The organism is Pseudocitrobacter sp. CD920760, assembly GCF_057782505.1.
Window position 1 is genome coordinate 4,127,207 of sequence record NZ_CM173490.1, and the last position, 25,609, is coordinate 4,152,815.

General features: G+C 55.4%; 22 protein-coding genes. 11 read left to right on the top strand and 11 right to left on the bottom strand.

Annotated features, from left to right (window positions below; translation table 11 throughout):
• Positions 1 to 136: 136 nt before the first annotated feature.
• From hycI to hycA, 9 genes are all read right to left on the bottom strand, one after another.
• Positions 137 to 604 (bottom strand): hydrogenase maturation peptidase HycI, encoded by a 468-nt coding sequence (hycI, locus tag AC1MKH_RS19335; protein ID WP_276222522.1) that lies wholly within the window; start codon positions 602 to 604, stop codon positions 137 to 139.
• Positions 597 to 1,007 carry a formate hydrogenlyase maturation HycH family protein gene (locus tag AC1MKH_RS19340; protein ID WP_231826428.1) on the bottom strand — a complete coding sequence of 137 codons (411 nt, stop codon included), beginning with the start codon at positions 1,005 to 1,007 and terminating at the stop codon, positions 597 to 599. The genes hycI and AC1MKH_RS19340 overlap by 8 nt, the downstream gene beginning before the upstream one ends.
• On the bottom strand, positions 1,004 to 1,771 hold the full coding sequence (locus AC1MKH_RS19345) for an NADH-quinone oxidoreductase subunit B family protein (protein WP_276222524.1): 768 nt from the start codon (positions 1,769 to 1,771) through the stop codon (positions 1,004 to 1,006). The genes AC1MKH_RS19340 and AC1MKH_RS19345 overlap by 4 nt, the downstream gene beginning before the upstream one ends.
• Positions 1,771 to 2,313, bottom strand: coding sequence for a formate hydrogenlyase complex iron-sulfur subunit (locus AC1MKH_RS19350; RefSeq protein ID WP_276222526.1), 543 nt, complete (start codon positions 2,311 to 2,313; stop codon positions 1,771 to 1,773). The genes AC1MKH_RS19345 and AC1MKH_RS19350 overlap by 1 nt, the downstream gene beginning before the upstream one ends.
• A gap of 9 nt (positions 2,314 to 2,322) precedes the next feature.
• Complete coding sequence (gene hycE / locus AC1MKH_RS19355) at positions 2,323 to 4,032, bottom strand: formate hydrogenlyase subunit HycE (RefSeq protein ID WP_231826427.1); 1,710 nt, start codon at positions 4,030 to 4,032, stop codon at positions 2,323 to 2,325.
• A 16-nt stretch (positions 4,033 to 4,048) separates the two neighbouring features.
• Complete coding sequence (locus tag AC1MKH_RS19360) at positions 4,049 to 4,972, bottom strand: respiratory chain complex I subunit 1 family protein (protein WP_276222529.1); 924 nt, start codon at positions 4,970 to 4,972, stop codon at positions 4,049 to 4,051.
• A gap of 2 nt (positions 4,973 to 4,974) precedes the next feature.
• On the bottom strand, positions 4,975 to 6,801 hold the full coding sequence (hycC, locus tag AC1MKH_RS19365; RefSeq protein WP_276222531.1) for a formate hydrogenlyase subunit 3: 1,827 nt from the start codon (positions 6,799 to 6,801) through the stop codon (positions 4,975 to 4,977).
• On the bottom strand, positions 6,798 to 7,409 hold the full coding sequence (locus AC1MKH_RS19370; protein WP_276222533.1) for a 4Fe-4S dicluster domain-containing protein: 612 nt from the start codon (positions 7,407 to 7,409) through the stop codon (positions 6,798 to 6,800). The genes hycC and AC1MKH_RS19370 overlap by 4 nt, the downstream gene beginning before the upstream one ends.
• Before the next feature lie 83 nt (positions 7,410 to 7,492).
• Positions 7,493 to 7,960, bottom strand: coding sequence for a formate hydrogenlyase regulator HycA (gene hycA, locus AC1MKH_RS19375; protein WP_276222536.1), 468 nt, complete (start codon positions 7,958 to 7,960; stop codon positions 7,493 to 7,495).
• A 213-nt stretch (positions 7,961 to 8,173) separates the two neighbouring features.
• Between hycA and hypA the strand changes: the two genes are divergently transcribed.
• The 7 genes from hypA (at position 8,174) to AC1MKH_RS19410 (ending at position 14,728) form a co-directional block, all read left to right on the top strand.
• The gene (hypA, locus tag AC1MKH_RS19380; protein ID WP_108476395.1) at positions 8,174 to 8,524 is read left to right on the top strand and encodes a hydrogenase maturation nickel metallochaperone HypA; all 351 of its coding nucleotides are present in this window, start codon (positions 8,174 to 8,176) and stop codon (positions 8,522 to 8,524) included.
• Between the two features lie 3 nt (positions 8,525 to 8,527).
• The gene (gene hypB / locus AC1MKH_RS19385; protein WP_276222538.1) at positions 8,528 to 9,400 is read left to right on the top strand and encodes a hydrogenase nickel incorporation protein HypB; all 873 of its coding nucleotides are present in this window, start codon (positions 8,528 to 8,530) and stop codon (positions 9,398 to 9,400) included.
• Positions 9,391 to 9,663, top strand: a complete 273-nt coding sequence (locus AC1MKH_RS19390) for a HypC/HybG/HupF family hydrogenase formation chaperone (RefSeq protein WP_015963272.1) — start codon at positions 9,391 to 9,393, stop codon at positions 9,661 to 9,663. The genes hypB and AC1MKH_RS19390 overlap by 10 nt, the downstream gene beginning before the upstream one ends.
• Positions 9,663 to 10,784 (top strand): hydrogenase formation protein HypD, encoded by a 1,122-nt coding sequence (hypD, locus tag AC1MKH_RS19395; RefSeq protein ID WP_276222541.1) that lies wholly within the window; start codon positions 9,663 to 9,665, stop codon positions 10,782 to 10,784. The genes AC1MKH_RS19390 and hypD overlap by 1 nt, the downstream gene beginning before the upstream one ends.
• Positions 10,781 to 11,791 (top strand): hydrogenase expression/formation protein HypE, encoded by a 1,011-nt coding sequence (hypE, locus tag AC1MKH_RS19400; RefSeq protein WP_276222543.1) that lies wholly within the window; start codon positions 10,781 to 10,783, stop codon positions 11,789 to 11,791. The genes hypD and hypE overlap by 4 nt, the downstream gene beginning before the upstream one ends.
• A 385-nt stretch (positions 11,792 to 12,176) precedes the next feature.
• On the top strand, positions 12,177 to 14,258 hold the full coding sequence (gene flhA / locus AC1MKH_RS19405) for a formate hydrogenlyase transcriptional activator FlhA (RefSeq protein ID WP_276222546.1): 2,082 nt from the start codon (positions 12,177 to 12,179) through the stop codon (positions 14,256 to 14,258).
• A 41-nt stretch (positions 14,259 to 14,299) separates the two neighbouring features.
• Positions 14,300 to 14,728 (top strand): TOBE domain-containing protein, encoded by a 429-nt coding sequence (locus AC1MKH_RS19410; RefSeq protein WP_276222548.1) that lies wholly within the window; start codon positions 14,300 to 14,302, stop codon positions 14,726 to 14,728.
• Positions 14,729 to 14,833: 105 nt separating this feature from the next.
• Here the strand turns inward: AC1MKH_RS19410 and AC1MKH_RS19415 are convergent, their stop codons facing one another.
• Complete coding sequence (locus AC1MKH_RS19415; protein ID WP_276222550.1) at positions 14,834 to 15,502, bottom strand: hypothetical protein; 669 nt, start codon at positions 15,500 to 15,502, stop codon at positions 14,834 to 14,836.
• Between the two features lie 321 nt (positions 15,503 to 15,823).
• Between AC1MKH_RS19415 and AC1MKH_RS19420 the strand changes: the two genes are divergently transcribed.
• Together AC1MKH_RS19420 and AC1MKH_RS19425 are read left to right on the top strand one after the other, a co-directional pair.
• Positions 15,824 to 18,121: a formate C-acetyltransferase gene (locus AC1MKH_RS19420; RefSeq protein ID WP_276222551.1), complete on the top strand. Its 2,298-nt coding sequence runs from the start codon at positions 15,824 to 15,826 to the stop codon at positions 18,119 to 18,121.
• The gene (locus AC1MKH_RS19425) at positions 18,087 to 18,962 is read left to right on the top strand and encodes a [formate-C-acetyltransferase]-activating enzyme (RefSeq protein ID WP_276222553.1); all 876 of its coding nucleotides are present in this window, start codon (positions 18,087 to 18,089) and stop codon (positions 18,960 to 18,962) included. The genes AC1MKH_RS19420 and AC1MKH_RS19425 overlap by 35 nt, the downstream gene beginning before the upstream one ends.
• On the opposite strand, the gene AC1MKH_RS19430 is transcribed toward AC1MKH_RS19425, so the two are convergent.
• Complete coding sequence (locus AC1MKH_RS19430; protein WP_276222555.1) at positions 18,963 to 19,316, bottom strand: nitrous oxide-stimulated promoter family protein; 354 nt, start codon at positions 19,314 to 19,316, stop codon at positions 18,963 to 18,965.
• Between the two features lie 596 nt (positions 19,317 to 19,912).
• Here AC1MKH_RS19430 and AC1MKH_RS19435 point away from each other — a divergent pair.
• On the top strand, positions 19,913 to 22,660 hold the full coding sequence (locus tag AC1MKH_RS19435; protein ID WP_276222558.1) for an autotransporter outer membrane beta-barrel domain-containing protein: 2,748 nt from the start codon (positions 19,913 to 19,915) through the stop codon (positions 22,658 to 22,660).
• A gap of 295 nt (positions 22,661 to 22,955) precedes the next feature.
• A complete protein-coding gene (gene mutS, locus AC1MKH_RS19440; RefSeq protein ID WP_327622006.1) occupies positions 22,956 to 25,517 on the top strand; it encodes a DNA mismatch repair protein MutS in 2,562 nt (853 codons plus the stop codon).
• Positions 25,518 to 25,609 lie beyond the last annotated feature (92 nt).

Genomic DNA, 25,609 nt, shown 5'->3' on the forward strand with positions numbered 1-25,609 from the left:
CTGACACAAGGGGGTAATTACCAGAAACTGGGAGAATGGAAGGTAACAGCAGTGCCGGATGGCGCTAACGCTTATCCGGCCTACGGTATTGCATAGATTGGTAGGCCGGATAAGGCGTAGCCGCCATCCGGCATGGTTACTCCTCAGCCTCTAACTGCGCAAACCCGCCGTTACATTCCCAACCTTCAAGCCGCTGATAAACCACCTCAACCGCGTCTTTAATCGCCTGGGTCATCGGGTAATAGAAACCGACAATATCCGGCTGAATGCCGAGGAAAATCACCTCGCCGACATCTTCTTTGAGCTGTTCGACCAAATAGTTCAGCGGCATATTATGGGTGGTCATCATAAACATCTCGGCGATGTCGTCCGGGTCGATAATACGGATCTCGCCAGGGTTAAGCCCCATGTCGGTGGCATCGACAATCAGCAGACGTTCCGGGTGCAGTTCGCGGATGGCGAAGACGTCGTTTTCCGGCGCGCTGCCGCCGTCAATCACCACCCAGTTGCCTTTCGGCGCGGCGGCGCACATTTCGGCGAGCAACGGGCCTGCGCCATCGTCGCCCATCATGCTGTTGCCCACGCAAAGTAATACGTCAGTCACGAAGCCTCCGGACCATCAAATAAATCGCACTTTCCTGATAAATCGCGTGCAGCATACCGAGCATCGCTTCGCTCCATTCCTTCTGCTGCGCTGTTTGCCCCGCACGCGCTTTATCAAACGCGTTCGCGAGCATAGAGACGTGATTACTGTCGATAACGATTTCACCGTACTTCGGCACGCCTTCCATTTTGCGCCGCGCGACGCTGCCCTCTTCCAGCGTAGCAATCCATGCCAGGTATTGATCCCACGGGCAGGTCAGCGCGGCTTCGAGGCAGTCGATCACCCCGAGGTGGTGGCCAATCGCCAGGCTGTAATAGACAACCTGCTGCGCCTCAGACGGCGTCGCATCGTTCTCATCAATAAATTTACGGCTCAGTTGACTGAACACCACCGTTTCGCTCATCGGATACGCGCCTCTTCAACAACGTGATTAAGCTGGCCGACGATTTCGGTCAGACGGGGATCGCTTTCGGCTTCCAGCCAGCGCTGAACCTGGTGATCGCCCTGCCCCAGCAGACGCAGATAATCGTCTGCAATCTGGCGGCCATAGCGATAGCCCGCCAGACGGCGCGCGGCGCGGTCAACGCGAACGCGCAGCGGCTGGTTCATATCCGGGTGCAGCAGTTCTGCCGGTTGTGCGTCCAGTTCACCCGGCGCGCGGGCGTGGATTTTCTGCTCCAGCAGGCCGAGCGCCATTGCAAAGCCATACAGCGTGGCGGCAGGCGTCGGCGGGCAGCCTGGGATGTAAACATCCACCGGCACGATTTTGTCGGTGCCGCCCCAGACGCAGTACAGGTCGTGGAAGATGCCGCCGCTGTTGCCGCAGGCGCCGTAAGAGATACAGATTTTCGGGTCCGGCGCCGATTGCCAGGCACGCAGCGCCGGGGAACGCATGGCGCGGGTGACTGCGCCAGTGAACAGCAGGATGTCCGCATGACGCGGCGACGGCACAACTTTAATGCCGAAGCGTTCAGCATCAAACAGCGGCGAAAGCGTGGCGAAAATCTCGATTTCGCAGCCATTACAGCCGCCGCAGTCCACGCGGTAAACATACGCGGAACGTTTGATGTTTTTCAGTAACGCCGTTTTCATGCTGGCGATGGACTCTTCCACCGTCATCGGCACCGGCATGCCGTTATCATCACGTGGGCCTAGTAAAGCACTCATCAGATGGCCTCTTTCATATGGCGAGTCAGTTCAATACGGTCGGACGGCACCAGGCATTTCTGGCGTTTGCATTCCGGGCAGGTTTCGAAGCTTTCGCGATGTTTTTCCGCGCGGCTGTCGCCGTTGTGCTTGAGGATAGCAATGGCGTAGTCGATCTCTTTTTGCACCGCGAACGGACGCTGACAAACGCGGCAGTTACAGATGTCAAAGCGAGACTGCTGTAAGAAGTCCTCTTTTTTCCACACCGCCAGTTCGTACTCCTGCGACAGTTTAATCGCCGCCGTTGGGCACACTTCTTCACAGCGGCCGCAGAAAATGCAGCGACCCAGGTTGAATTGCCACGCCAGTTGGTTGGTGGCTAAATCCGTTTCCACGGTCAGCGCGTTAGACGGGCACGCGTTCACGCAGGCCGCACAGCCTACGCACTGCTGCGGATTATGTTCCGGTTTGCCACGGAAGTTTTTATCAACCGGCAGCGGCTCCAGCGGATACGACGCGGTGGTCGTACCGGTTTTGATCACTTTTTTGATAAAGGTAAACATGGCGATTCCTTATTTCAGCGGCGAGTTTTTACGCTCGATGCTGTAGCGCTCAAGTTCTTTGTACGGCACCACTTTGCTTTTCTTCTTACGCACATCAACCACAGTCATGCGGTCGGTACAGGAGTAGCAAGGGTCGAGGCTACCGATAATCAGCGGCGCATCGGAAACGGTGTTGCCGCGCAGCATGTAGCGCAGGGTCGGCCAGTTCGCATAGGTCGCCGCACGGCAGCGCCAGCGGTAGAGTTTCTGGTTGTCGCCGGTCATGCTCCAGTGGATATCATCGCCGCGCGGCGCTTCGGCAAAGCCAAGGGCGAAGCGATGCGGAATGTAGGTAAAGCCTTCCACCGCCAGCGGGCCGCCAGGCAGATTATCGAGGCCGAAATCAATCATATTCAGCGCGGTAAAGACTTCGTTGATACGCACTTTCAGGCGCGAAATCACATCACAGCCCTGCTCGCTGTGGACTTCCATCGGCAGCAGGCCATAACCGACAAACGGGTGATCGGCGCGGGTGTCGCGCGCGTGGCCGCTGGCGCGAACCATCGGGCCGACGTTACTGAAGTCGCGGGCGATTTCCGGGTCAAGACGACCAATGCCGACGGTGCGCTGTTCCATGTTCGGCGTACTGAGCAGCACGTCTACCAGCTCCTGAACATCGCGGCGCATCTGCTGCGCCAGTTGGCGGGTCTGGATCATGTCATCTTTCAGCAGGTCGCGACGAATACCGCCAATCAGGTTCAGACCGTAGGTTTTACGCGCCCCGGTGAGGATTTCCGCCATTTTCATGGAGGTTTCACGCACGCGGAAGAACTGCATAAAGCCGGAGTCAAACCCGGTGAAGTGGCAGGCCAGGCCGAGGTTCAGCAGGTGCGAGTGCAGGCGTTCCACCTCCAGCAAAATGGCGCGGATCATCTGCGCACGTTCCGGCACCACGATGCCCATCGCATTCTCAACGGAGGTGGTGTACGCCGTACTGTGGGCGAAGCCGCAGATACCGCAGACGCGATCCGACAAGAAAGTGACTTCGTTGTAGCCCATACGGGTTTCCGCCAGTTTTTCCATGCCACGGTGGACGTAGAACAGACGGTAATCGGCGTCGATAATATTTTCACCGTCAACAAACAGACGGAAGTGACCCGGTTCATCAGAGGTAACGTGCAACGGGCCAATCGGCACCACGTTGTTCTTTTTGCTGCCCAGTTCGTTGATGAACTCGTAGGTTTCGGCATCGGTGGTCGGTGCCGGGCGCTGACGGTAATCCATGCTGTCTTTACGCAGCGGATAAAGTTCGTCCGGCCAGTCATCCGGCAGAACCAGACGACGCTCATCCGGTAAACCAACCGGAATCAAACCGTACATGTCGCGCACTTCGCGCTCGCCCCACACCGCGGCAGGCACGCGCGGCGTCACGGACGGATATTCCAGCGTGTTGGCGTCCACTTCGACGCGCACCGTTACCCAGCATTTCGTGCCCTGCTCCATGGAGAGCACGTAATAGACCGCGTAGTGGCCGTTCAGCTTGCGTTCATCGTTGCCGAACAGCACCGACAGCCAGCCGCCCTGTTTGTAGTAAAGAAACTCCACCACTTCCGGCAGGTAGTTCACCTTCACCGTAATAGTGAGCTGATCTTTCGTCTGCCAGGCTTCATCCAGCACCACGCCCGGAAAGGCCTGATGCAGTGCGGCGAGGTAATGTTGACCGATTTTTTCTTCAGACATGCTCAAACTCTCTTAATCACGCCGCCAGCAAGGAGACGAAAGCTAAAAACGCAAAACCAAAACCCGCCCAGGTGACGCGAGACGTGGCACAAAAACGCAGACGCGCCATGCTGTTTTCGAACAGGGCAATCACCAGAACGCCGACCACCAGTTTGACGACCGCAGCCACCAGCGCCAGCACAAGGCCGCCAACGCTGAAGCTGGTCATCTGGCCCCACGGAATGAAGACTCCGACGAACATTTGCAGCACCACCAGTTGTTTCAGGCTGATGCCCCATTTCAGGATGCCGAAGCCACTGCCGCTGTACTCAGACAGCGGGCCTTCCTGCAACTCCTGCTCTGCTTCAGCCAGGTCGAACGGCAGTTTGCCCATTTCGATAAAGGTGGCGAACGCGCAGGCGCAAAGGGCCAGCAGCAGCGGCAGGGAGTGAGAAACAGGCCAGTGATAAACGGTGTTCGCGATATTGCTGATGTGCGTAGACCCCGCCACCAGCGCGGCCACCCACAGGCCGAGCAGCAGAATCGGCTCCACCAGCACGCCCAGCATCGCTTCACGGCTTGCGCCGATGGCGGTAAACGGGCTACCGGTATCCAGCCCGGCGATGGCAAAGAAGAAACGGGCAATGGCGAACAGATAAATCAGGGTGATGAGATCGCCCAGAGACGGCATCAAAGACCCTACTGTTACCACCGGCAGCGCGGTCGCAATGGTGAGCATCACGCCGACCATCACAAACGGCGTCAGGCGGAAGACCCAACCAGATGCATCCGGCCCGACACTCTGGCGGCCCAGCAGTTTGATAATGTCGCGATACTCCTGCAACACCCCCGGCCCACGGCGGTTATGCATACGCGCGCGGGCCACGCGGGTAATGCCGGACAGCAGCGGCGCGGCGGCAAACAGCACCAGCGCCTGCAGTAATGCAAAGAAAACGGTCATTCTCAGGCTCCTCGCGAAATCACAATCACCACCAGCACGGCAAGCTCAACGAGCGCCACACCGCGCAGCAACGCTGGCGCACTGGCGTTCTGCCAGCCTGGCACCAGACGCACCGGGTTCAGCCAGTCGCGCAGTTTCAGCACCACGGCAAAGACTTCTTTCACCGGCATGGCAAAACCGTGCGCGGTGACGACCATTGATTGCTCATGGTCATAGCCACACACCCACGCCGCGCCGCGTGAACGGTTCGGCAGGCGGTCGCCTTTGAAGATTGTCATGATGATGAACGGCAGCAGCGGGCAGGCAATCAGCAGTAAGGTGATCATCGGCTGAGACACCACGGTGCTCGCGGTCTGCAACGGCAGCGGCACGGCGGAGGTCAGCAGCGGCAGCAGCCAGGGTGCCGCAACGCCACCCACGACGCACAGCAGCGCCATCGCCACGGTGCTCACGCCCATCAGCAGCGGCGCACAGCAGGCGTTTTCCGCCTCTTTCGTACGCGGTGCGCCAAGGAAGGTGACGCCATAGACTTTCGCCATACACATCACCGCCAGCGCGCCGGTAATGGCGAGGCCCACCGCCAGCAGCGGCCCTAACAGACGACCAATAAACAGGTCGCTGGTGCTCAGTTTGAAGAAGGATTGATAGATAACCCATTCGCCTGCGAAGCCGTTCAGCGGCGGCAGCGCAGCCATCGCCATCAGGCCAACCAGCATAGCAATGGAGATAACCGGCATTTTTTTGCCGATGCCGCCCAGTTTTTCGATATCGCGATGCCCGGTGCGATACCACACCGCGCCTGCGCCGAGAAACAGCGTGGTTTTAAACAGGCTGTGGTTCACCAGGTGATAGAGACCACCGGTTAAGCCCAGCGCCACCAGAACCGGCTGTTGCAGCGCAATACCGGTTACGCCAGCGCCAAGGCCGAGCAGAATGATGCCGATATTTTCCAGCGTGTGGTACGCCAGCAGACGCTGAATATTGTGTTCCATCAGCGCATAAAGACCGCCGACAAACGCGGTGATCATTCCCAGCACCAGCAGGGCAATCCCCCACCACAGCGGTTGATTCACGCCAATCAGCGAGACGGTCAGAATGCCGAGTAAACCCACTTTCATCACCACGGCGGAGAACAGCGCCGCAGCCGGTGCGCTGGCATTGGCATGCGCCTGCGGAACCCAACCGTGCAGCGGAATAATCCCCGCCAGCAGGCCGAAGCCCAGCACGCTCAGAACCCAAATATCAGATCCGAGCGGCAGAAGCAGCGTCCGTTGATTCAGGACGGAAAGCTCCAGCGAGCCGTAGCGTTGCCACAGCAGCCAGCAGGCGACCGCCAGCAGAATTGTGCCCAGGCGACCCAACGCAAACCACAGTTTGCCGGAGGTGGCGCAGCCGGTCAGGAACGCGCCGCACAGCGCCATGATTTCCGCCATGACAACCATCGAACCCAGGTTATCTGCAAGCGTAGCGCATACCGCCGCCGCCAGCAGAATGTTCATCAGCCAGCCATTGGCTTTCGCCTGCGGATGACGATGCCAGGTAATGTTAAACAGGCTGATAAACAGACCACACAGGCCAAAAGCAATCAGCCAGATGGAATTCAGCGGAGTGGCCAGCACGCGATGACCCACCAGCGGGAGTACCCCGGCAATGGGCTGCGCATGCGTTAATACCCCAAAACCCGCCAGCGCCGTGCAGACACTGCCGACCGCGCCGCCAATACCGGCAACCCAGCCGCTCAGCGGTTTATTGAACGACAGCAGAAAAGCGAGCACCGCCGCCGCCGCAAACCAGGCGACCGCACTATCAATTAACGACATCACGCTCATTTCGCCTCTCCTTCCTGCATGCTCTGCAACAGCGACAGATCGCCTAAGTCGGTATTAAAGGTCAGTTCGCGTTTGCGTTTGCTGACGCGAGCAATATCCATGTTATTGACCAGATGCAGCGCTTTAGTTGGGCAGGTGCGTACACAGGCCGGGCCTTCTTCGTCGAAGTCGCACAAATCGCACTTCACGGCGATGGCGCGAACGCCCGGCACCCAGTCCAGCAGCGTGCTCACACGTGCAGGCGCAGGCGGCGCGGGCAGTGCTTTCGGCGTATTGGCATTGGCCGGAATATCCAGCGGACGGCTGCCGGAGAATTCAATGGCACCAAACGGGCAGGCGATGCCGCACAGTTTGCAGCTTACGCACAGGCTTTCATTGAGCTGTACCGCACCGTCAACGCGGTTGATAGCGTTCACCGGGCAAACGGTGGCGCACGGCGCGTCTTCACAGTGGTGGCACATCTGCGGGGCAGATTCTTTTTCATTGCGCATCACGCGCAGACGCGGCATGGACTGCAATCCATGATGGCGATGCGTCTCGGAACAGGCGGCTTCGCAGGTGCGGCAGCCAATACAGACGCTTGAGTCAGCAATTACAAAACGGTTCACCAGGTCTTCCTCAGGTGACAGTCATTTTTGACGAAATCATGCAGAGCAGGTGTCATTTCGACACCTGTCGACACACCGGTACTTCAGGCTACTTTGGCCGTATTCACGCTTTGCGCCAGCGGGTTGAACGTCACCGGGCTGTCGCTTTCCAGCGCGGCATACAGGGCGTCGTAAACCGGGGCGATTTTTTCCAGATAGTGTTCCAGCACCTGCTCGCGGTCGCGGCATTTGACGCCGTTATCCACGGTGCCGTCGGCGTTTAACTCCGCGCGGGCAATACATTTTTTGTCTTCTCCGTCGCGCGTTTCGACGGTGTATTCGATGGTGTGGCTGTTGAAGCCGCCGACCAGGCTCACGGAAAGCACAAAGTGTTCGAACAGCACAAAGCTGAGATCCTTATCCGGCGCGCAATTCACCGCATGATGCAGGCGCGCTTTGGAAAGCGTGATCCCCTGAACCAGCGAGTTGCAGTAAATACGCCACTGTTCCTGTTGGCGATGGTGTCGATCGGCAATGAAGTCAGCTTTTTCGCTAATTTCCCAAATGGTCATGTCAGGTTACCCGGTTGATAGAGACTCACCCTGATAAGCACGTTCCATGCCAGTTTTTATGCTGTTGAAAAATATGGGTTTTACACATTCTGACAGCAAGGAGTGACATGTCATTTCGTCAGTTTGACACTGTCATCGACAGTACAAATGCATCAGATTTCATCTCTGGCATCGTTATTGCATTAATCGGGTCAATGAAATGTCGGAGGCGTTATGCACGAAATTACGCTCTGCCAGCGGGCGCTGGAAATCGTCGAACAGCAGGCCACCCAGCACGGCGCAAAACGCGTAACCGGGGTCTGGCTCAAAGTTGGCGCATTTTCCTGCGTCGAAACCAGCGCAATGACCTTTTGTTTTGATCTGGTATGCCGCGGCACGTTAGCTGAAGGATGTAAATTACACGTCGAAGAACAAGAGGCGGAGTGCTGGTGCGAAAAGTGCCAGCAATATGTTCAGTTACTCTCCGTTCACGTGCGCCGCTGCCCGCAATGCCAAAGTAACGACCTGCACATTGTGGCGGATGACGGTTTACAGATTCAGCGAATTGAAATAGATCAGGAGTAAACTATGTGTACCACCTGTGGTTGTGGAGAAGGTAACCTCTATATAGAGGGAGACGAACATAACCCGCACTCGCCGTTTCGCAGTGCGCCTTTCGCCTCTGCTGCACGGCCAGCAATGACCATTACGGGCGTGAAAACCCAGGAATTTGAACCGACGCGCGCCGACAACGGCGACCTGCATTACGGTCACGGCAAAGCGGGAACCCACGCGCCGGGCATGAGCCAGCGTCGCATGCTGGAAGTCGAAATTGACGTGCTGGATAAAAACAACCAGCTCGCCGCGCGCAACCGCGCGCGCTTCGCCGCCCGCGAACTGTTAGTACTGAATCTGGTGTCCAGCCCCGGATCCGGTAAAACCACCCTGCTCACCGAAACGTTAATGCGCCTGAAAGACAAGGTGCCTTGCGCGGTTATTGAAGGCGATCAGCAAACGGTGAACGATGCCGCGCGGATTCGCGCCACCGGTACACCAGCCATTCAGGTTAACACGGGTAAAGGTTGTCACCTTGACGCGCAGATGATTGCCGACGCCGCGCCGCGTTTGCCGCTGGATAACCACGGCATTCTGTTTATCGAAAACGTCGGCAACCTGGTGTGCCCGGCAAGTTTTGATCTCGGCGAAAAGCACAAAGTCGCCGTGCTCTCCGTCACCGAAGGTGAAGACAAACCGCTCAAATATCCGCATATGTTTGCCGCCGCATCTATCATGCTGCTCAATAAAGTCGACCTGCTGCCGTACCTCAACTTCGACGTTGAGAAGTGCATCGCTTACGCCCGTGAAGTGAATCCGAATATTGAAGTTCTGCTGATCTCCGCCACCAGCGGCGAAGGCATGGACACCTGGCTAAACTGGCTGGAGGCACAGCGATGTGCATAGGCATTCCGGGGCAAATCTGCGCCATTGATGGCGTCCAGGCGAAAGTGGAAGTCAGCGGCGTAAAGCGCGACGTTGACCTGACGCTGGTTGGCGCGGTGGATGAACAGGGCCAGTCGCGTATCGGCCAGTGGGTGCTGGTGCACGTCGGCTTCGCGATGAGCATCATTAACGAAGAAGAAGCCCGCGACACCCTCGCGGCGCTGCACAATATGTTTGAAGTCGAGCCGGACGTCGGCGCGCTGCTGTATGGCGAGGAGCACTGATGCGTTTCGTTGATGAATATCGCGCCCCTGAGCAGGTGATGCAGCTTATCGCGCATCTGAAATCCCGCGCGGCGCTGCTGAACTACACCGCCGCGCGCCCGTTGCGCATCATGGAAGTGTGCGGCGGTCATACCCACGCCATTTTTAAGTTTGGCCTCGACCAGCTTCTGCCGGATAACATTGAGTTCATCCACGGGCCGGGCTGCCCGGTGTGCGTACTGCCGATGGGGCGCATCGATAGCTGTATCGAAATCGCCAGCCATCCGGAAGTGATTTTCTGCACCTTTGGCGATGCGATGCGCGTGCCGGGGAAAAATGGCTCGCTGATGCAGGCGAAATCGCGCGGCGCGGACGTGCGCATTATCTATTCGCCGATGGATGCGTTGAAACTGGCAAAACAGAACCCTGATCGCAAAGTGGTGTTCTTTGGCCTTGGCTTCGAAACTACCATGCCCGCTACCGCCATTACGCTGCAACAGGCGCGTATCCAGCAGGTCGATAATTTCTTCTTTTTCTGTCAACACATTACGCTCATCCCGACGTTGCGCAGCCTGCTGGAGCAACCGGACAACGGCATTGACGCGTTCCTCGCGCCGGGCCACGTCAGTATGGTCATCGGCACCGACGCTTATGGATTTATCGCCAGCGATTTTCATCGTCCATTAGTGGTCGCTGGATTCGAACCGATTGATCTACTGCAAGGCGTGAACATGCTGGTTGAGCAGAAAATAGCGGATAACATTCAGGTAGAGAATCAATACCGCCGGGTCGTGCCCGATGAAGGCAACCGGCTGGCGCAGGTGGCTATCGCCGACGTGTTTAGCGTGAAAGGCGACAGCGAATGGCGCGGTCTGGGGCTTATCAATGACTCTGGCGTGCAGTTAACCGAAAAATATCAATCATTTGATGCAGAAGCGCACTTCAAACCTGCGCCGCAAAATGTCAGCGATGACCCACGCGCGCGCTGCGGCGACGTGTTAACCGGGCGCTGCAAACCGCATCAATGCCCGCTTTTCGGCAACACCTGTAATCCACAAAGTGCCTTCGGCGCACTGATGGTTTCCTCCGAGGGAGCCTGCGCGGCCTGGTATCAATATCGCAGTCAGGAATCAGAAGCATGAAAAGTATTCAGCTCGCTCACGGCAGTGGCGGCCAGGCAATGCAGCAGTTGATTGGCGACCTGTTTATGCAGGCATTCGCCAACCCGTGGCTGGCGGAGCAGGAAGATCAGGCGCGTTTGTCGCTGGCAACGCTGACCGCGCAGGGCGACCGTTTAGCCTTCTCCACCGACAGTTACGTTATCGACCCGCTTTTCTTCCCCGGCGGCAACATCGGCAAGCTGGCGGTGTGCGGTACGGCGAATGATGTCGCAGTCAGCGGCGCGATCCCGCGCTTTCTCTCCTGCGGTTTTATCCTCGAAGAAGGCCTGCCAATGGAGACGCTGGAAGCGGTGGTGAACAGCATGGCGGCGACGGCGAAAGCGGCGGATATCGCCATCGTGACCGGCGATACTAAAGTGGTACCGCGCGGCGCGGCGGATAAACTGTTTATCAATACCGCGGGTATGGGCGCGATTCCGGCGGATATTCACTGGGGTGCGGCGCAGTTGCAGCCTGGCGACCAATTATTGGTGAGCGGCACCCTGGGCGACCACGGAGCGACTATCCTTAACCTTCGCGAGCAGATGGGGCTGGATGGCGAACTGGCGAGCGACTGTGCGGTGCTGACGCCGCTGATTCAGGCGCTGCGTCATATTCCTGGCGTGAAAGCCCTGCGCGACGCCACCCGTGGCGGCGTGAACGCCGTGGCGCATGAGTATGCCGCCACCAGCGGTTTCGGTATTGAACTGTACGAGCAAAAACTGCCGCTGAAAGAGGCGGTACGTGGCGTATGTGAACTGCTGGGGCTGGATGCGCTTAACTTTGCCAACGAAGGCAAACTGGTGATCGGCGTGGCACGCGACGCGGCGGATGCCGTGCTGGAAGCGTTGCGTGCGCATCCTTTGGGGCGCGATGCGGCGATTATTGGTGAAGTCACCGAACGCAGTGGCGTGCGCGTCGCCGGGCTGTACGGCGTGAAACGCACGCTCGATCTTCCGCACGCAGAGCCGCTGCCGCGGATTTGCTGAGTGCCCGCTTTGTGCCGGTGGCGCTGCGCTTGCCCGGCCTACGGGTAAGCGCAGCGCCACCCGACACCATGCACCGGCATGATGGTTTAATCGTTTGTAGGCCGGGTAAGCGTAGCGCCACCCGACACCATGCACCGGCATGATGGTTTGGTCGTTTGTAGGTCGGGTAAGCGCAGCGCCACCCGACACCATGCACCGGCATGATGGTTTAGTCGTTTGTAGGTCGGGTAAGCGCAGCGCCACCCGACACCATGCACCGGCATGATGGTTTGACCGTTTGTAGGTCGGGTAAGCGTAGCGCACCCGACAAAAAGCAGGTTCCGCCCTGCCATTAATCTAATTTTTTCTTTTTCCGTACCCTCACGGTACGTTTGTGGGCTAATCAATGTCGTATACACCGATGGGCGATCTCGGTCAGCAAGGGCTGTTCGATATCACCCGGACACTTCTGCAACAACCCGATCTGGCGGCGCTTAGCGAAACGCTAACGCGCCTGGTGAAACAATCTGCACTGGCAGATCGGGCGGCCATCGTACTGCTGCAGGCGGGCAATCATCGCGCCAGCTATCATGCAACGCATGATGAAGGGAAACCCATTGCCTACGACGACGACAGCCTGCTGGCGAACGGCCCGGTGCGTCGACTGCTCTCACGCCCGGACGCCCTGCACTGCGACTATCACGATTTCAGCGAAACCTGGCCGCAGCTCGCCGCCAGCCAGCTCTATACGCCCTTTGGTCATTACAGTCTGTTGCCGCTCGCCGCCGAAGGCCGCATTTTCGGCGGCTGCGAATTTATTCGTGACACCGACCAACCGTGGACGGAAAAAGAGTACCAACGGCTGCAAACCTTCACCCAGATTATCGCGGTGGTCACCGAGCAAATTCAGAGTCGCGTCACCAACAACGTTGATTACGACTTACTGTGCCACGAACGCGATAACTTCCGCATTCTGGTTGCCATCACCAACGCCGTCCTCTCGCGTCTGGATATGGACGACCTGGTGAGCGCGGTGGCCAAAGAGATCCACTATTACTTCCGCATCGACGCCATTAGCATCGTGCTGCGCAGCAACCGTAAAGGCAAACTCAACATCTACTCGACGCACTATCTGGATGTGAACGACCCGGTTCACGATCAGAGTGAAGTTAGCGAAGCGGGTACGCTGACCGAGCGCGTGTTCAAAAGCAAAGAGATGCTAATGCTCAACCTGCGCGAGCAGGATAATCTTGCGCCTTACGAACGTATGCTGTTCGACATGTGGGATAACCAGATTCAAACCCTGTGCCTGCTGCCGTTGATGTCGGGTAACACCATGCTGGGCGTTCTGAAGCTGGCCCAGTGCGACGAAAAAGTCTTTACCGCCACCAATCTTAAACTGCTGCGCCAGATTGCCGAGCGCGTGGCCATCGCGGTAGATAACGCCCTCGCCTATCAGGAAATTCATCGTCTGAAAGAGCGGCTGGTGGATGAAAACCTGGCGCTGACCGAGCAACTCAACAACGTCGAGAGCGAGTTCGGCGAAATCATTGGCCGCAGCGAAGCGATGTACAGCGTGCTTAAGCAGGTTGAAATGGTGGCGCAAAGCGACAGCACAGTATTGATCCTCGGCGAAACCGGCACCGGGAAAGAGCTGATTGCCCGCGCTATTCACAACCTCAGCAACCGTAATGGTCGCCGGATGGTGAAAATGAACTGCGCCGCGATGCCTGCCGGGCTGCTGGAAAGCGACCTCTTCGGCCACGAACGCGGCGCATTTACCGGCGCGAATACGCAGCGTATTGGCCGGTTTGAACTGGCGGATAAAAGCTCGCTGTTCCTTGATGAAGTCGGTGACATGCCGCTGGAACTTCAGCCAAAACTGCTGCGCGTATTACAGGAGCAGGAGTTTGAGCGCCTCGGCAGTAATAAGCTGATCCGCACGGATGTGCGCTTGATCGCCGCCACCAACCGCGATCTGAAACAGATGGTTAACGATCGCGAATTTCGTAGCGATCTCTATTATCGATTGAACGTCTTCCCGATCCACCTTCCACCGTTACGCGAACGTCCGGAAGATATTCCGCTGCTGGTGAAAGCCTTCACCTTTAAAATCGCCCGTCGCCTGGGACGCAATATCGACAGTATTCCGGCGGAAACCCTGCGCACCCTCGAACGCATGGAGTGGCCGGGCAACGTCCGCGAACTGGAGAACGTGATTGAACGCGCCGTTCTGCTGACGCGCGGCAGCGTGCTGCAACTTTCGCTACCCGAAGTGACCATCACACCGGATGAACCCACCGCACCCGCAGCGACCTGCGCTATGGACGGGGAAGATGAATTCCAGTTGATCACGCGCGTACTGAAAGAGACCAACGGCGTCGTCGCCGGGCCAAAAGGTGCGGCGCAACGCCTGGGGCTGAAACGCACCACGCTGCTGTCGCGCATGAAGCGCCTGGGGATAGATAAAGACGCACTTCTGCCTTAAATCTGGCTATACTGCTCTCACACACATCGAAAGGAGGCAGTATGTCAGTATCAGCACGTAACCAGCTTACCGGCACCGTCAGCGCCGTATCCACCGGCGCCGTCAACGACGAAGTAGAACTGACGCTTGCAGGCGGCGCGAAGCTTGTCGCCATCGTCACGCACAGCAGCAAAGAAGCGTTGGGGCTGGTAAACGGTAAGGAAGCCATCGCGTTAATTAAAGCGCCGTGGGTCACGCTGGCTACCGAAGATTGCGGCCTGAAATTCTCCGCCCGCAACCAGTTTGCCGGCAGCGTTTCTCAGATTACCGAAGGTGCCGTGAACGCCACCGTACATATCAAAACCGACGCCGGTTTTGAGGTTGTCGCGGTAGTGACTAACGAAAGCCAGGATGAAATGAAACTCACCACCGGCAGCCGTGTCATTGCGCTGATTAAAGCCTCAGCGATCCTTCTGGCGACCCGCGCGTAATAATGCCATAATCCCATATTACTGCGGTGATATGGGATTTTATCTTTTATTCACAAAACCCAACAAATAATGAGAACACATCAATAATAAAATAAATCATTACTCTCAGGAAATTATAAAATCCGAACTCACAACACAAATGGCAACCACGATTGCGGTGATTAAACCACAAGATAAAAAATTCAATATTGAATCTTTTTTTCTAACATTAAGAATATCAATTAAATATTTTTCTCTGCGGGCTGACGGAATAAGCCCTTGAGAGCCCAGTGTTATTTCTTTTCTCAGCATCTGGCTAAGTTGTTGCGCATTCACTAACAGATAAAGCCCTTTCTTTGCATTGGTGTGAACTTGAATATAACAGGCAGATTCTTTTTGACGCCCCAGTTTTTTTAGCGACCAGGATACATCTATACCGTCAATGGCCGCACCATCGTCCGTCACCTCAATTTGTTTAATGAAAAAATAGGGAACACAGCAACTGCTCATTATTATAAATAAGCCAAAACATAGTGTGTACTCCATAACATGCTCAATATGGCATATCTGATTGACTACGCCATAACTTGTGCGACATATACTCATCGTTATCCCCACTAAAAAAGCGAGAGATAATACATACAAACCGATGATGAATGTCAGTCGGCATGCAGATATTGAAATCATGAATAAATAGTCACAATGCGCTCTTTTGCTTAACAACCAGTGTAGTCTTTTAAAAAACAAACGAAAAGTAAGAGCCGTTAATGAAATAATCAAAAAGTACTTCGTCATAATTCACCTGATATCCGCCAACAGCAACGATGACGCATTCACCACTATAAAAACAGAGGCGTAAATTTCATATAAATAAACAATAATATCGACAAGTATGATTTATAAAAATGATAATAAGTTAATTATCCGAGGCGGTCAGAGTACAGTAATAACTGAGAAATGTCATCCCGGCTACTTCATCTCTAAAGCAGGACAAAACAGAGATCTCACTTTCAAAATCTGCGTACAATAATCCAGTATTTCGCCAGATTGTCTCCTGTCTTCACGCCGCTGATTTGCCTACCTTAGACACATCACCTGTTCTGAGGAGCAACCTGTATGACCCATCGCATTCAACGCCTGAAAGACGCCCTTTTCGCTCACCCACGTGAAATTTCTCTGGAGCGCGCCCTGCTCTACACTGAAAGCCATCGCCAGACAGAAGGCGAGCCGGTGATCGTTCGCCGCGCTAAAGCCACCGCACACATTCTGGATAACGTTGCCATCAGCATTCGCGATGACGAACTGATTGCGGGCAATCGAACGATTAAACCGCGCGCCGGGATTATGTCACCGGAGATGGATCCTTACTGGTTGCTCAAAGAACTGGATCAGTTCCCGACGCGCCCGCAGGATCGGTTTGCCATCAGCGACGCCGACAAACGCTGCTATCGTGAAGAACTTTTCCCCTATTGGGAGAAACGCTCGATGAAAGATTTCATTAACGGGCAGATGACCGATGAGGTAAAAACCGCCGTTGGTACACAGATTTTCAGCGTTAACCAGACTGACAAAGGCCAGGGTCATATCATTATCGACTACCCGCGCCTGCTGAATAACGGCCTCGCCGCGCTGGTTTCAGAGATAAAAGCACACTGTACTCAGCAGCCGGAAAACCATTTTTATGCCGCAGTGTTGATTGTGCTGGAAGCCGCGCAGCGTCATATTCTGCGCTATGCCGTACTGGCGGAAACCCTGGCCGTAACGTGCCCGGATGCCACGCGTCGCCAGGAGTTGCTGTCTATCGCCGCGACATCCCGCCATAACGCCGAACAGCGCCCGGAGGATTTCCATCAGGCATGCCAGCTGTTCTGGTACATGAACATCATTTTGCAGTATGAATCTAACGCCAGTTCGATTTCCCTTGGCCGCTTCGACCAGTACATGCTGCCCTTCTGGCAGGCCTCGCTCAACCGTGGCGTTGACGCGCAAACGCTGCGCGAGCTGCTGGAATCCCTGTGGGTGAAATGCAACGACATCGTACTGCTGCGTTCCACCAGCAGCGCCCGTTATTTTGCCGGTTTTCCGACGGGTTATACCGCACTGCTCGGGGGCTTAACCGAGAATGGCCGCAGCGCCGTCAACGCCCTTTCGTTTATGTGTCTGGATGCGTATCAGAGCGTACGCCTGCCGCAGCCAAACCTCGGCGTGCGCGTCAATGAGCTGATTGATCGCCCGTTCCTGCGTAAAACCGCCGAGACCATTCGCCTCGGTACCGGCATTCCGCAAATTTTTAACGATGAAGTGGTCGTTCCGGCATTTTTAAACCGTGGCGTGTCGCTGGAAGATGCGCGCGATTACGCGGTAGTCGGCTGCGTCGAGCTGTCGATTCCAGGGCGGACCTACGGGTTACACGATATCGCCATGTTTAACCTGCTGAAGGTGATGGAAATCGTGCTGCATGAGAACGAAGGCAATTCAACGATCGACTGGGAAAGCTTGCAGGCGCAAATCCGCGACAAGATTCGCCACTACATTAAGCTGATGGTTGAAGGCAGCAACATCTGCGATATCGGTCACCGCGACTGGGCGCCGGTTCCCCTGCTCTCCTCGTTTGTCAGCGACTGCCTGATCAACGGCAAAGACATCACCGAAGGCGGCGCGCGCTACAACTTCTCCGGCGTACAGGGTATTGGCATCGCCAACCTCAGCGATTCGCTACATGCACTGAAAGGCATGGTTTTTGACCAGCAGCGGATGCGTTTTGACGAACTGTTGGCGGTACTGAAAGCAAACTTCGAAACACCAGAAGGCAAAGAAGTTCGCGCGCGACTAATTAACCGCTTTGAGAAGTACGGCAACGATATCGACGAAGTGGATAATATCAGCGCCGATCTGCTGCGTTTTTACTGCAAAGAGGTGGAAAAATACCGCAATCCGCGCGGGGGGCAGTTTACGCCAGGTTCCTACACCGTTTCAGCGCACGTGCCGTTGGGATCGGTGGTTGGCGCGACGCCGGATGGCCGCTTTGCCAGGGAGCAACTGGCGGATGGCGGGTTGTCGCCCATGTTAGGCCAGGATTGCCAGGGGCCAACGGCGGTGCTGAAATCGGTGAGCAAGCTGGATAACTATTTGCTCTCTAACGGGACGCTGCTGAACGTGAAATTTACCCCGGCGACGCTGGAAGGCGAAGGCGGCCTGAACAAGCTTTCGGATTTCCTTCTCGCCTTTACCAAACTGAAGTTGCAGCACGTGCAGTTTAACGTCGTTAACGCCGATATGCTGCGCGAAGCCCAGCAGCGCCCGCAGGATTTCGCCGGGTTGGTGGTCCGCGTGGCGGGCTACAGTGCCTTCTTTGTTGAGCTGTCGAAGGAGATTCAGGATGACATTATCCGCCGCACCGCGCATCAGCTGTGAGGTAATGGAGCCGCGCGCCAACACGGCGCGCATCTTTAACATCCAGCGTTACTCGCTGAACGACGGCCAGGGCATCCGTACGGTAGTCTTTTTTAAAGGCTGCCCACACCGCTGCCCGTGGTGCGCTAATCCGGAATCACTGTCGCCCAAAATCGAAACCGTGCGCCGCGAAAGCAAATGCCTGCGCTGCGTTCGCTGCCGCCAGGATGCGGATGAGTGTCCGTCTGGTGCATGGGAAAATATTGGCCGCGACGTCTCGCTGGCACAGCTGGAACGCGATGTTCTAAAAGATGACATATTCTTTCGCGCATCGGGTGGCGGTGTCACGCTTTCGGGCGGTGAAATACTGATGCAGGCAGAATTCGCCACACAATTTTTGCAACGCCTGCGCCAGTTAGGTATCCGTACGGCAATCGAAACGGCGGGTGACGCATCATTCAGCCGCCTGCTACCGCTGGCCAGCGCCTGCGATGAAGTATTGTTTGATTTAAAAATCATGGATGCCGAACGCGCCCGCGAGGTGTTGAATATCAACCAGCTACGCGTGCTGGAAAACTTCCGCCAGTTGCTGGCGGCCGGTATAAAGGTCATCCCGCGCCTGCCACTGATCCCTGGCTTCACGTTGAACGACGAGAATGTGACGCAGATTCTGGCATTCCTCGCACCGCTTGCGGTGCAGGAAATTCACCTGCTACCGTTTCATCAGTACGGTGAACCGAAATACCATCAGCTTAGTAAAGTGTGGCAAATGGCGGGCGTGACAGCACCAACAGAGCAGGATATCGCCCCTCTGCGCGAGAAAATCGAACAGGCCGGTTATCGGGTAGTGATGGGCGGATAGTTATTTCGCATTGGGTTTCTTGCGATATTTTTCAGGTAGTTCCGGCACCGGGCGTTTGTCATCAATCAGATGGCGGACGGTGAGTATCGGGTGACGCCAGAGCATTCGTGGCCCGGCCCAACGCATTATCTGCTTCATCTCTTCGCGCTTTGCCGGCTGATAGCAGTGTACCGGGCACTGTTTGCAGGCCGGTTTTTCTTCACCGAACACGCACTTGTCGAGACGCTTTTCTGCATACGCGAAAAGTTCATCATAATGCCCGCTCTGAGCTACGGCCTGCGGGCACCGTTTCTCGTAAAGCGCGATCATTTTTTCAATCGTTTTTTTCTCACGAGCAATACGTTTTCCAGACATTGCGCCCCCTCCCGACAAAAGATGCATGTATCTTACAACTTATCTATTGTGCATACCATTACCCGAAAGTGACAGTTCGCCATTATCTGCTTGTATCGATATCCGGTTATTCAGCGTCGTATAACGAATAATATGAAACAGTATTAATAACTTGTCATTGTCTTAATGCTTATGTTATTTTTCTTATATCATCAACTCTTCAACTTTTGATTTTAATCAATAAACCCACATTATTATCAAACGCTCTCGCCCCACACTTCCATATTAATATGGTGATAATAATAATCACACCAATATTCACCCATGATAACTAAATTATTTTTCTAATCTTTTCGCCGTTTGTTCATACACAAAAAAGACGCTAATTTAAGATTTTTACCTCCCCGTGGATAAGTGACAACAAAAAACTTTTAATCACTGCGCCAGCATTTTTCACACGCGCATTATTCTTATATTGTTAAAACCTATTAATCATTCATGGTTGCGGTGTTTTAAACGATTTTTTATTTCATTCCTGCCATCACTACTATCCAGATTGCAAAACTTTTGTTTTTAACCGTTGCAAAAACAATATTGATTATGAGCAAGGAAAAGCTATGAGCCCTAATCCTCTGATTCTCCCAATGTCAAAAGTAGCACTTGTCGTATCACTGGTACTTTCTGCTCATGCCAATGCAGGTGCAATCAATAATAATATCGATTTATTCGCTTTATATCCGCCGATTGATGCCAGCACCACCGTCACTATCAATGAAAATAATTCCGTTACGCTGTCATCGACAGAGAATACCGAACCTGAATGGGACCAGTTTAAGTCGCTGATTATCGGGAAAGACACCGATGGCAGCATGATTATTGATAATCGCGCAATCAATACTCAACCCATAAACGTAAATGACAATATCATCGGTGAAAACTCAACGGGGTCCTTAACGTTAACCAATGGCGCCAGATGGTCGGTTAACCGTGCTTATCTTTCTTTAGGAACAAATGACGGCAAAGGAACCCTGGTGGTTGAAAAAGGGAGCCAGATTACCGGCATCGGTGAGCTCAGAATCGGTGAGTTCGCGAGTGCGGCTGAAGGCGTCGTTATTATCGACGGAGAGAACTCATCAGTTGAGACTCAATGGACGATGGTTGGCGATCAGGGAACGGGGTATCTTGCGATCACTAACGGAGGTCACCTCAGCGTAGCCAGACACCTGGTATCAGGATTCAATGGTTATCCAGAATTTAATCAGGCTGGTCATGGTGAAGTGCTGGTCGACGGTGACCAGTCAACCCTTGATGTCACTTCTAATTTAACCGTTGGCGGTTACGGTGCGGATGAAAATTCAGGGTTTGGCACTCTGACCATCAGTAATGGCGCAACCGTCAATGTGGGAAACGAATTGCAATTAGGCTATAGCACAACGGCCACCGGAATCCTCAATATCGGCGGCGTAGCCGGTGAAGCGGAACAGGGCGCGGGCACACTCAACGCGCCGGTGATCCTTTTAGGTCGTGAGGGTGATAACAGCACCGCGATTCTCAACTTTAACCATAACAGCGAAGATTTTACGCTCGCGGCGAATATTGTTAACCACGGGGAAGTGAATCAGGTAGGTTCGGGCATTACGACCCTCAGCGGCGCGAACACCTACACGGGCACCACCCATGTGGCAAACGGCACGCTGCGCGCGGGTGTAGCGAATACCTTTAGCGCCAATTCAGATTATGTCGTCGACAGCGCCGGGACGCTTGATCTCAACGGTCACGATCAAACGCTCAACTCGCTGATTCTGGCAGGCAACGCCACCCTTTCCTCAGGCGAAGCAGGCGATGAATTTACGCCCACCACGCTCACCATTAACGGCGACTATACGGCAGACAACGCTCTACTGGCGCTGCGCACGGTATTAGGTGATGACCTCTCTGCCACCGACAAACTGGTTGTGCTGGGCGATACCGCGGGCGACACCCGCGTCAGCATCAGCAATGCGGGCGGCACTGGTTCGCAGACTATTGAAGGTATCCGCATTGTCGATGTCGCCGGAGCATCAAACGGCACGTTTGCCAAAGAGGGGCGCATCGTCGCTGGCGGGTATGACTACAATATTGTCAAACTCGACAATCAGAACTGGTATCTCACCAGTGAAGCCATTCCGGACCCGGTCAAGCCCGTAGATCCTGTCGACCCTATCGATCCTAAACCTCCGGTTGATCCGGTTGACCCTGTACCGCCTGTCGATCCGGTTGACCCTGTACCACCTGTCGATCCGGTTGACCCTGTACCGCCTGTTGATCCGGTTGACCCTGTACCGCCTGTCGACCCGGTTGACCCGGTGCCGCCTGTCGACCCTATTCCAACGAAACCTGAAGGTGAACATCAGTATCGCCCGGAATCTGGCAGCTATCTCGCGAACGCAATGGCCAACAACACCTTGTTTAATACTCGCCTGCACGATCGTTTGGGGGAAACCCAGTACACCGATGCACTGACCGGCGAGCAGAAAGTGACCAGTCTGTGGATGCGTAACGTCGGCGGACACACTCGATTTAAAGATGGGTCAGACCAACTCTCAACGCAGAGTAATCGCTATGTGTTGCAGATTGGCGGTGACATCGCACAATGGAGCAGCAACGGTCAGGACCGTTTACACCTCGGCATGATGGCGGGCTATGCCAACAGTAAAAGCCGCACGCATTCAAAACTGACCGGATATTCTTCTCGCGGCGAAGTGAGTGGTTATAGCGCGGGGCTCTACGGCACATGGTATGCCAACGAGCTCGACAAAACCGGCCTCTATGTCGATAGCTGGGTGCTTTATAACTGGTTTGATAACAAAGTATCCGGCGAGGGTCTCGCCACCGAGAAGTATGATGCAGATGGCGTTACCGCCTCAATTGAGAGCGGCTACAGCTTCCGTCTCGGCGAAAGCAGCGATACGCGTACCAGCTACTGGCTGCAACCCAAACTCCAGCTTACCTGGATGGACGTGCAGGCCGACAGCCTGACCGAACATAACGGAACCCGCGTGTCGGATAAAACAGATGGCAATCTGCAAACACGTCTCGGCGTGAAAGCGTATCTTCAGGGGAACAACAAACTGGACGACGGGAAAGATCGTACTTTCCAGCCGTTTGTTGAAGCGAACTGGATCTACAATTCGGACACGTACCGCGTGAAAATGGATGATATCAGCAATGATATCAGCGGCACGCGCAATGTTGGCGAGCTGAAAGTGGGCGTTGAGGGGCAAATTAACAAGCGTCTACAACTATGGGGGAATGTTGCCCAACAGCTGGGCGACAACGGTTACAGCGACACCCAGGGTATGCTGGGTATGAAGTACAGTTTCTAATCCCCCCTGTCCCCACCTGCGTTTTCGCAGGTGGGGATCCTGTTATCCCTCCTCTCAATCACCATGCCTTTTGCTTTTACGCGCTCATACGCATAACCCCAGGCGACATCTGGAAGCGCGATCGCAGAACCACGCAGATTGTTAAATCAACGTCGTATTAATGGTACAATCGCCCCCCAAGAAGCTGAATTTCATCGGCGGCGTTGACGCGACCCGGTTCACTTTCGTGGTCATGCATGAGAAGCGAAATTCTCACTAACGCACTAAAAGTAAAGAGAATGGAATAACGAATTCGATGAGTACGATTGATAACCTGGACGCCCACACGCCGATGATGCAGCAGTATCTCAAGCTGAAAGCACAGCATCCGGAAATCCTGCTGTTCTACCGCATGGGCGACTTTTACGAGCTGTTCTACGATGACGCCAAACGCGCATCGCAGCTGCTGGATATTTCGCTTACCAAACGCGGCGCTTCAGCAGGCGAGCCTATTCCGATGGCGGGCATTCCGCATCACGCAGTGGAAAACTATCTCGCTAAGCTGGTGAATCAGGGCGAATCGGTCGCCATTTGCGAACAAATTGGCGACCCGGCAACCAGTAAAGGCCCGGTAGAACGTAAGGTTGTGCGCATCGTCACGCCGGGTACGATCAGCGATGAAGCTCTATTGCAGGAGCGCCAGGACAACCTGCTGGCGGCTATCTGGCAGGACAGCAAAGGCTACGGCTACGCGACGCTGGATATCAGCTCCGGGCGTTTTCGTCTCAGCGAACCGGCAGACCGGGAAACGATGGCGGCAGAGCTGCAACGCACTAACCCTGCGGAATTGCTGTATGCAGAAGATTTCGCCGAGATGGCGCTGATTGAAGGCCGTCGCGGCCTGCGCCGTCGCCCGCTGTGGGAGTTTGAAATCGACACCGCGCGTCAGCAGCTTAACCTGCAATTCGGTACCCGCGATCTCATCGGTTTTGGCGTGGAAAACGCGCCGCGCGGCCTGTGCGCTGCGGGCTGCCTGTTGCAGTACGTGAAAGATACCCAGCGCACCTCACTCCCGCATATCCGCTCCATCACCATGGAGCGTCAGCAGGACAGCATCATTATGGATGCGGCCACCCGGCGTAATCTGGAGATCACCCAGAATCTGGGCGGGGGCGTTGAAAACACGCTGGCGTCCGTGCTCGATTGTACCGTAACGCCGATGGGCAGCCGCATGCTCAAGCGCTGGCTGCATATGCCGGTGCGCGACACAAAAACGCTGACAGAGCGCCAGCAAACTATCGGCGCTTTACAGGATGCGACCGGCGAACTGCAACCGGTACTGCGTCAGGTGGGCGATCTCGAACGTATTCTGGCGCGCCTTGCGCTGCGTACCGCTCGCCCGCGCGACCTGGCGCGTATGCGTCATGCCTTCCAGCAACTGCCGGAACTGCGCGCACAGCTGGAGAGTGTCGATAGCGCCCCGGTGCAGATGCTGCGCGAGAAAATGGGCGAGTTCACGGAACTGCGTGAACTGCTCGAACGCGCGATTATCGATGCGCCGCCGGTGCTGGTGCGCGACGGCGGTGTCATCGCGCCAGGCTATCATGAAGAGCTGGATGAGTGGCGCGCGCTGGCCGACGGCGCAACCGACTACCTCGATCGTCTGGAAATTCGTGAACGCGAGCGTACCGGCCTGGATACCCTGAAAGTGGGCTTTAATGCCGTCCACGGTTATTACATCCAGATCAGCCGTGGGCAAAGCCACCTGGCACCTATCAACTATGTTCGTCGCCAGACGCTAAAGAATGCTGAACGCTATATCATTCCTGAGCTGAAAGAGTATGAGGATAAAGTCCTCACCTCCAAAGGCAAAGCCCTGGCGCTGGAAAAACAGCTTTACGACGAACTGTTCGACCTGTTGCTGCCGTATCTGGCCGAGCTGCAACAGAGCGCAAGCGCCCTGGCGGAGCTGGACGTGCTGGTAAACCTTGCCGAACGCGCGTATACGCTGAACTATACCTGCCCGACCTTTATCGACAAACCGGGCATTCGCATCACCGAAGGCCGCCACCCGGTGGTTGAACAGGTGCTGAACGAGCCGTTTATCGCCAACCCGCTGAACCTGTCACCGCAGCGTCGTATGTTAATCATCACCGGCCCGAACATGGGCGGTAAGAGTACCTACATGCGTCAGACCGCGCTAATTGCCCTGCTGGCTTACATCGGCAGCTACGTGCCTGCGCAAAGCGTGGAGATTGGCCCGATTGACCGCATCTTTACCCGCGTTGGCGCGGCGGATGACCTTGCCTCTGGCCGCTCAACCTTTATGGTGGAGATGACCGAAACGGCCAACATTCTGCATAACGCCACCGAAAACAGCCTGGTGCTGATGGATGAAATTGGGCGCGGTACATCAACCTATGACGGTCTGTCGCTGGCATGGGCGTGTGCGGAAAATCTGGCGAATAAAATCAAAGCGTTAACGCTTTTTGCCACCCACTACTTCGAGCTGACTCAACTGCCGGAGAAAATGGAAGGCGTCGCCAATGTGCACCTCGATGCACTGGAGCATGGCGACACCATCGCCTTTATGCACAGCGTACAGGACGGCGCGGCGAGCAAAAGCTACGGCCTGGCGGTTGCTGCACTGGCAGGTGTGCCGAAAGAGGTGATCAAGCGTGCGCGGCAGAAACTGCGCGAGCTGGAGAGCATTTCGCCGAATGCCGCCGCGACGCAGGTCGATGGCACGCAGATGTCGCTGCTGTCAGCGCCGGAAGAAACCTCGCCCGCGGTGGAAGCGCTGGAAAATCTCGACCCGGATTCACTGACTCCACGTCAGGCGCTGGAGTGGATTTATCGGTTGAAGAGTTTGATGTAAATGCACTATCCCCGATGGTATTAACCCTCGGGGATATTAATGGTCATTAACGATGCAAACAGGAGTATAATAAAAGCTGAGATATAAAACCA

Bases quoted from the DNA above. Each gene is read 5' to 3' on its own strand.
- mutS (WP_327622006.1), top strand. From the start codon at position 22,956: ATGAGTACGATTGATAACCTGGACGCCCACACGCCGATGATGCAGCAG.
- AC1MKH_RS19345 (WP_276222524.1), bottom strand. From the start codon at position 1,771: ATGAGTGCTTTACTAGGCCCACGTGATGATAACGGCATGCCGGTGCCG.
- AC1MKH_RS19415 (WP_276222550.1), bottom strand. From the start codon at position 15,502: ATGACGAAGTACTTTTTGATTATTTCATTAACGGCTCTTACTTTTCGT.
- AC1MKH_RS19430 (WP_276222555.1), bottom strand. From the start codon at position 19,316: ATGTCTGGAAAACGTATTGCTCGTGAGAAAAAAACGATTGAAAAAATG.
- AC1MKH_RS19435 (WP_276222558.1), top strand. From the start codon at position 19,913: ATGAGCCCTAATCCTCTGATTCTCCCAATGTCAAAAGTAGCACTTGTC.
- AC1MKH_RS19390 (WP_015963272.1), top strand. From the start codon at position 9,391: ATGTGCATAGGCATTCCGGGGCAAATCTGCGCCATTGATGGCGTCCAG.
- hycA (WP_276222536.1), bottom strand. From the start codon at position 7,960: ATGACCATTTGGGAAATTAGCGAAAAAGCTGACTTCATTGCCGATCGA.
- AC1MKH_RS19425 (WP_276222553.1), top strand. From the start codon at position 18,087: ATGACATTATCCGCCGCACCGCGCATCAGCTGTGAGGTAATGGAGCCG.
- AC1MKH_RS19340 (WP_231826428.1), bottom strand. From the start codon at position 1,007: ATGAGCGAAACGGTGGTGTTCAGTCAACTGAGCCGTAAATTTATTGAT.
- AC1MKH_RS19360 (WP_276222529.1), bottom strand. From the start codon at position 4,972: ATGACCGTTTTCTTTGCATTACTGCAGGCGCTGGTGCTGTTTGCCGCC.
- AC1MKH_RS19420 (WP_276222551.1), top strand. From the start codon at position 15,824: ATGACCCATCGCATTCAACGCCTGAAAGACGCCCTTTTCGCTCACCCA.
- hypD (WP_276222541.1), top strand. From the start codon at position 9,663: ATGCGTTTCGTTGATGAATATCGCGCCCCTGAGCAGGTGATGCAGCTT.
- flhA (WP_276222546.1), top strand. From the start codon at position 12,177: ATGTCGTATACACCGATGGGCGATCTCGGTCAGCAAGGGCTGTTCGAT.
- hycC (WP_276222531.1), bottom strand. From the start codon at position 6,801: ATGAGCGTGATGTCGTTAATTGATAGTGCGGTCGCCTGGTTTGCGGCG.
- hypE (WP_276222543.1), top strand. From the start codon at position 10,781: ATGAAAAGTATTCAGCTCGCTCACGGCAGTGGCGGCCAGGCAATGCAG.
- AC1MKH_RS19410 (WP_276222548.1), top strand. From the start codon at position 14,300: ATGTCAGTATCAGCACGTAACCAGCTTACCGGCACCGTCAGCGCCGTA.
- hypA (WP_108476395.1), top strand. From the start codon at position 8,174: ATGCACGAAATTACGCTCTGCCAGCGGGCGCTGGAAATCGTCGAACAG.
- hycE (WP_231826427.1), bottom strand. From the start codon at position 4,032: ATGTCTGAAGAAAAAATCGGTCAACATTACCTCGCCGCACTGCATCAG.
- hypB (WP_276222538.1), top strand. From the start codon at position 8,528: ATGTGTACCACCTGTGGTTGTGGAGAAGGTAACCTCTATATAGAGGGA.
- AC1MKH_RS19350 (WP_276222526.1), bottom strand. From the start codon at position 2,313: ATGTTTACCTTTATCAAAAAAGTGATCAAAACCGGTACGACCACCGCG.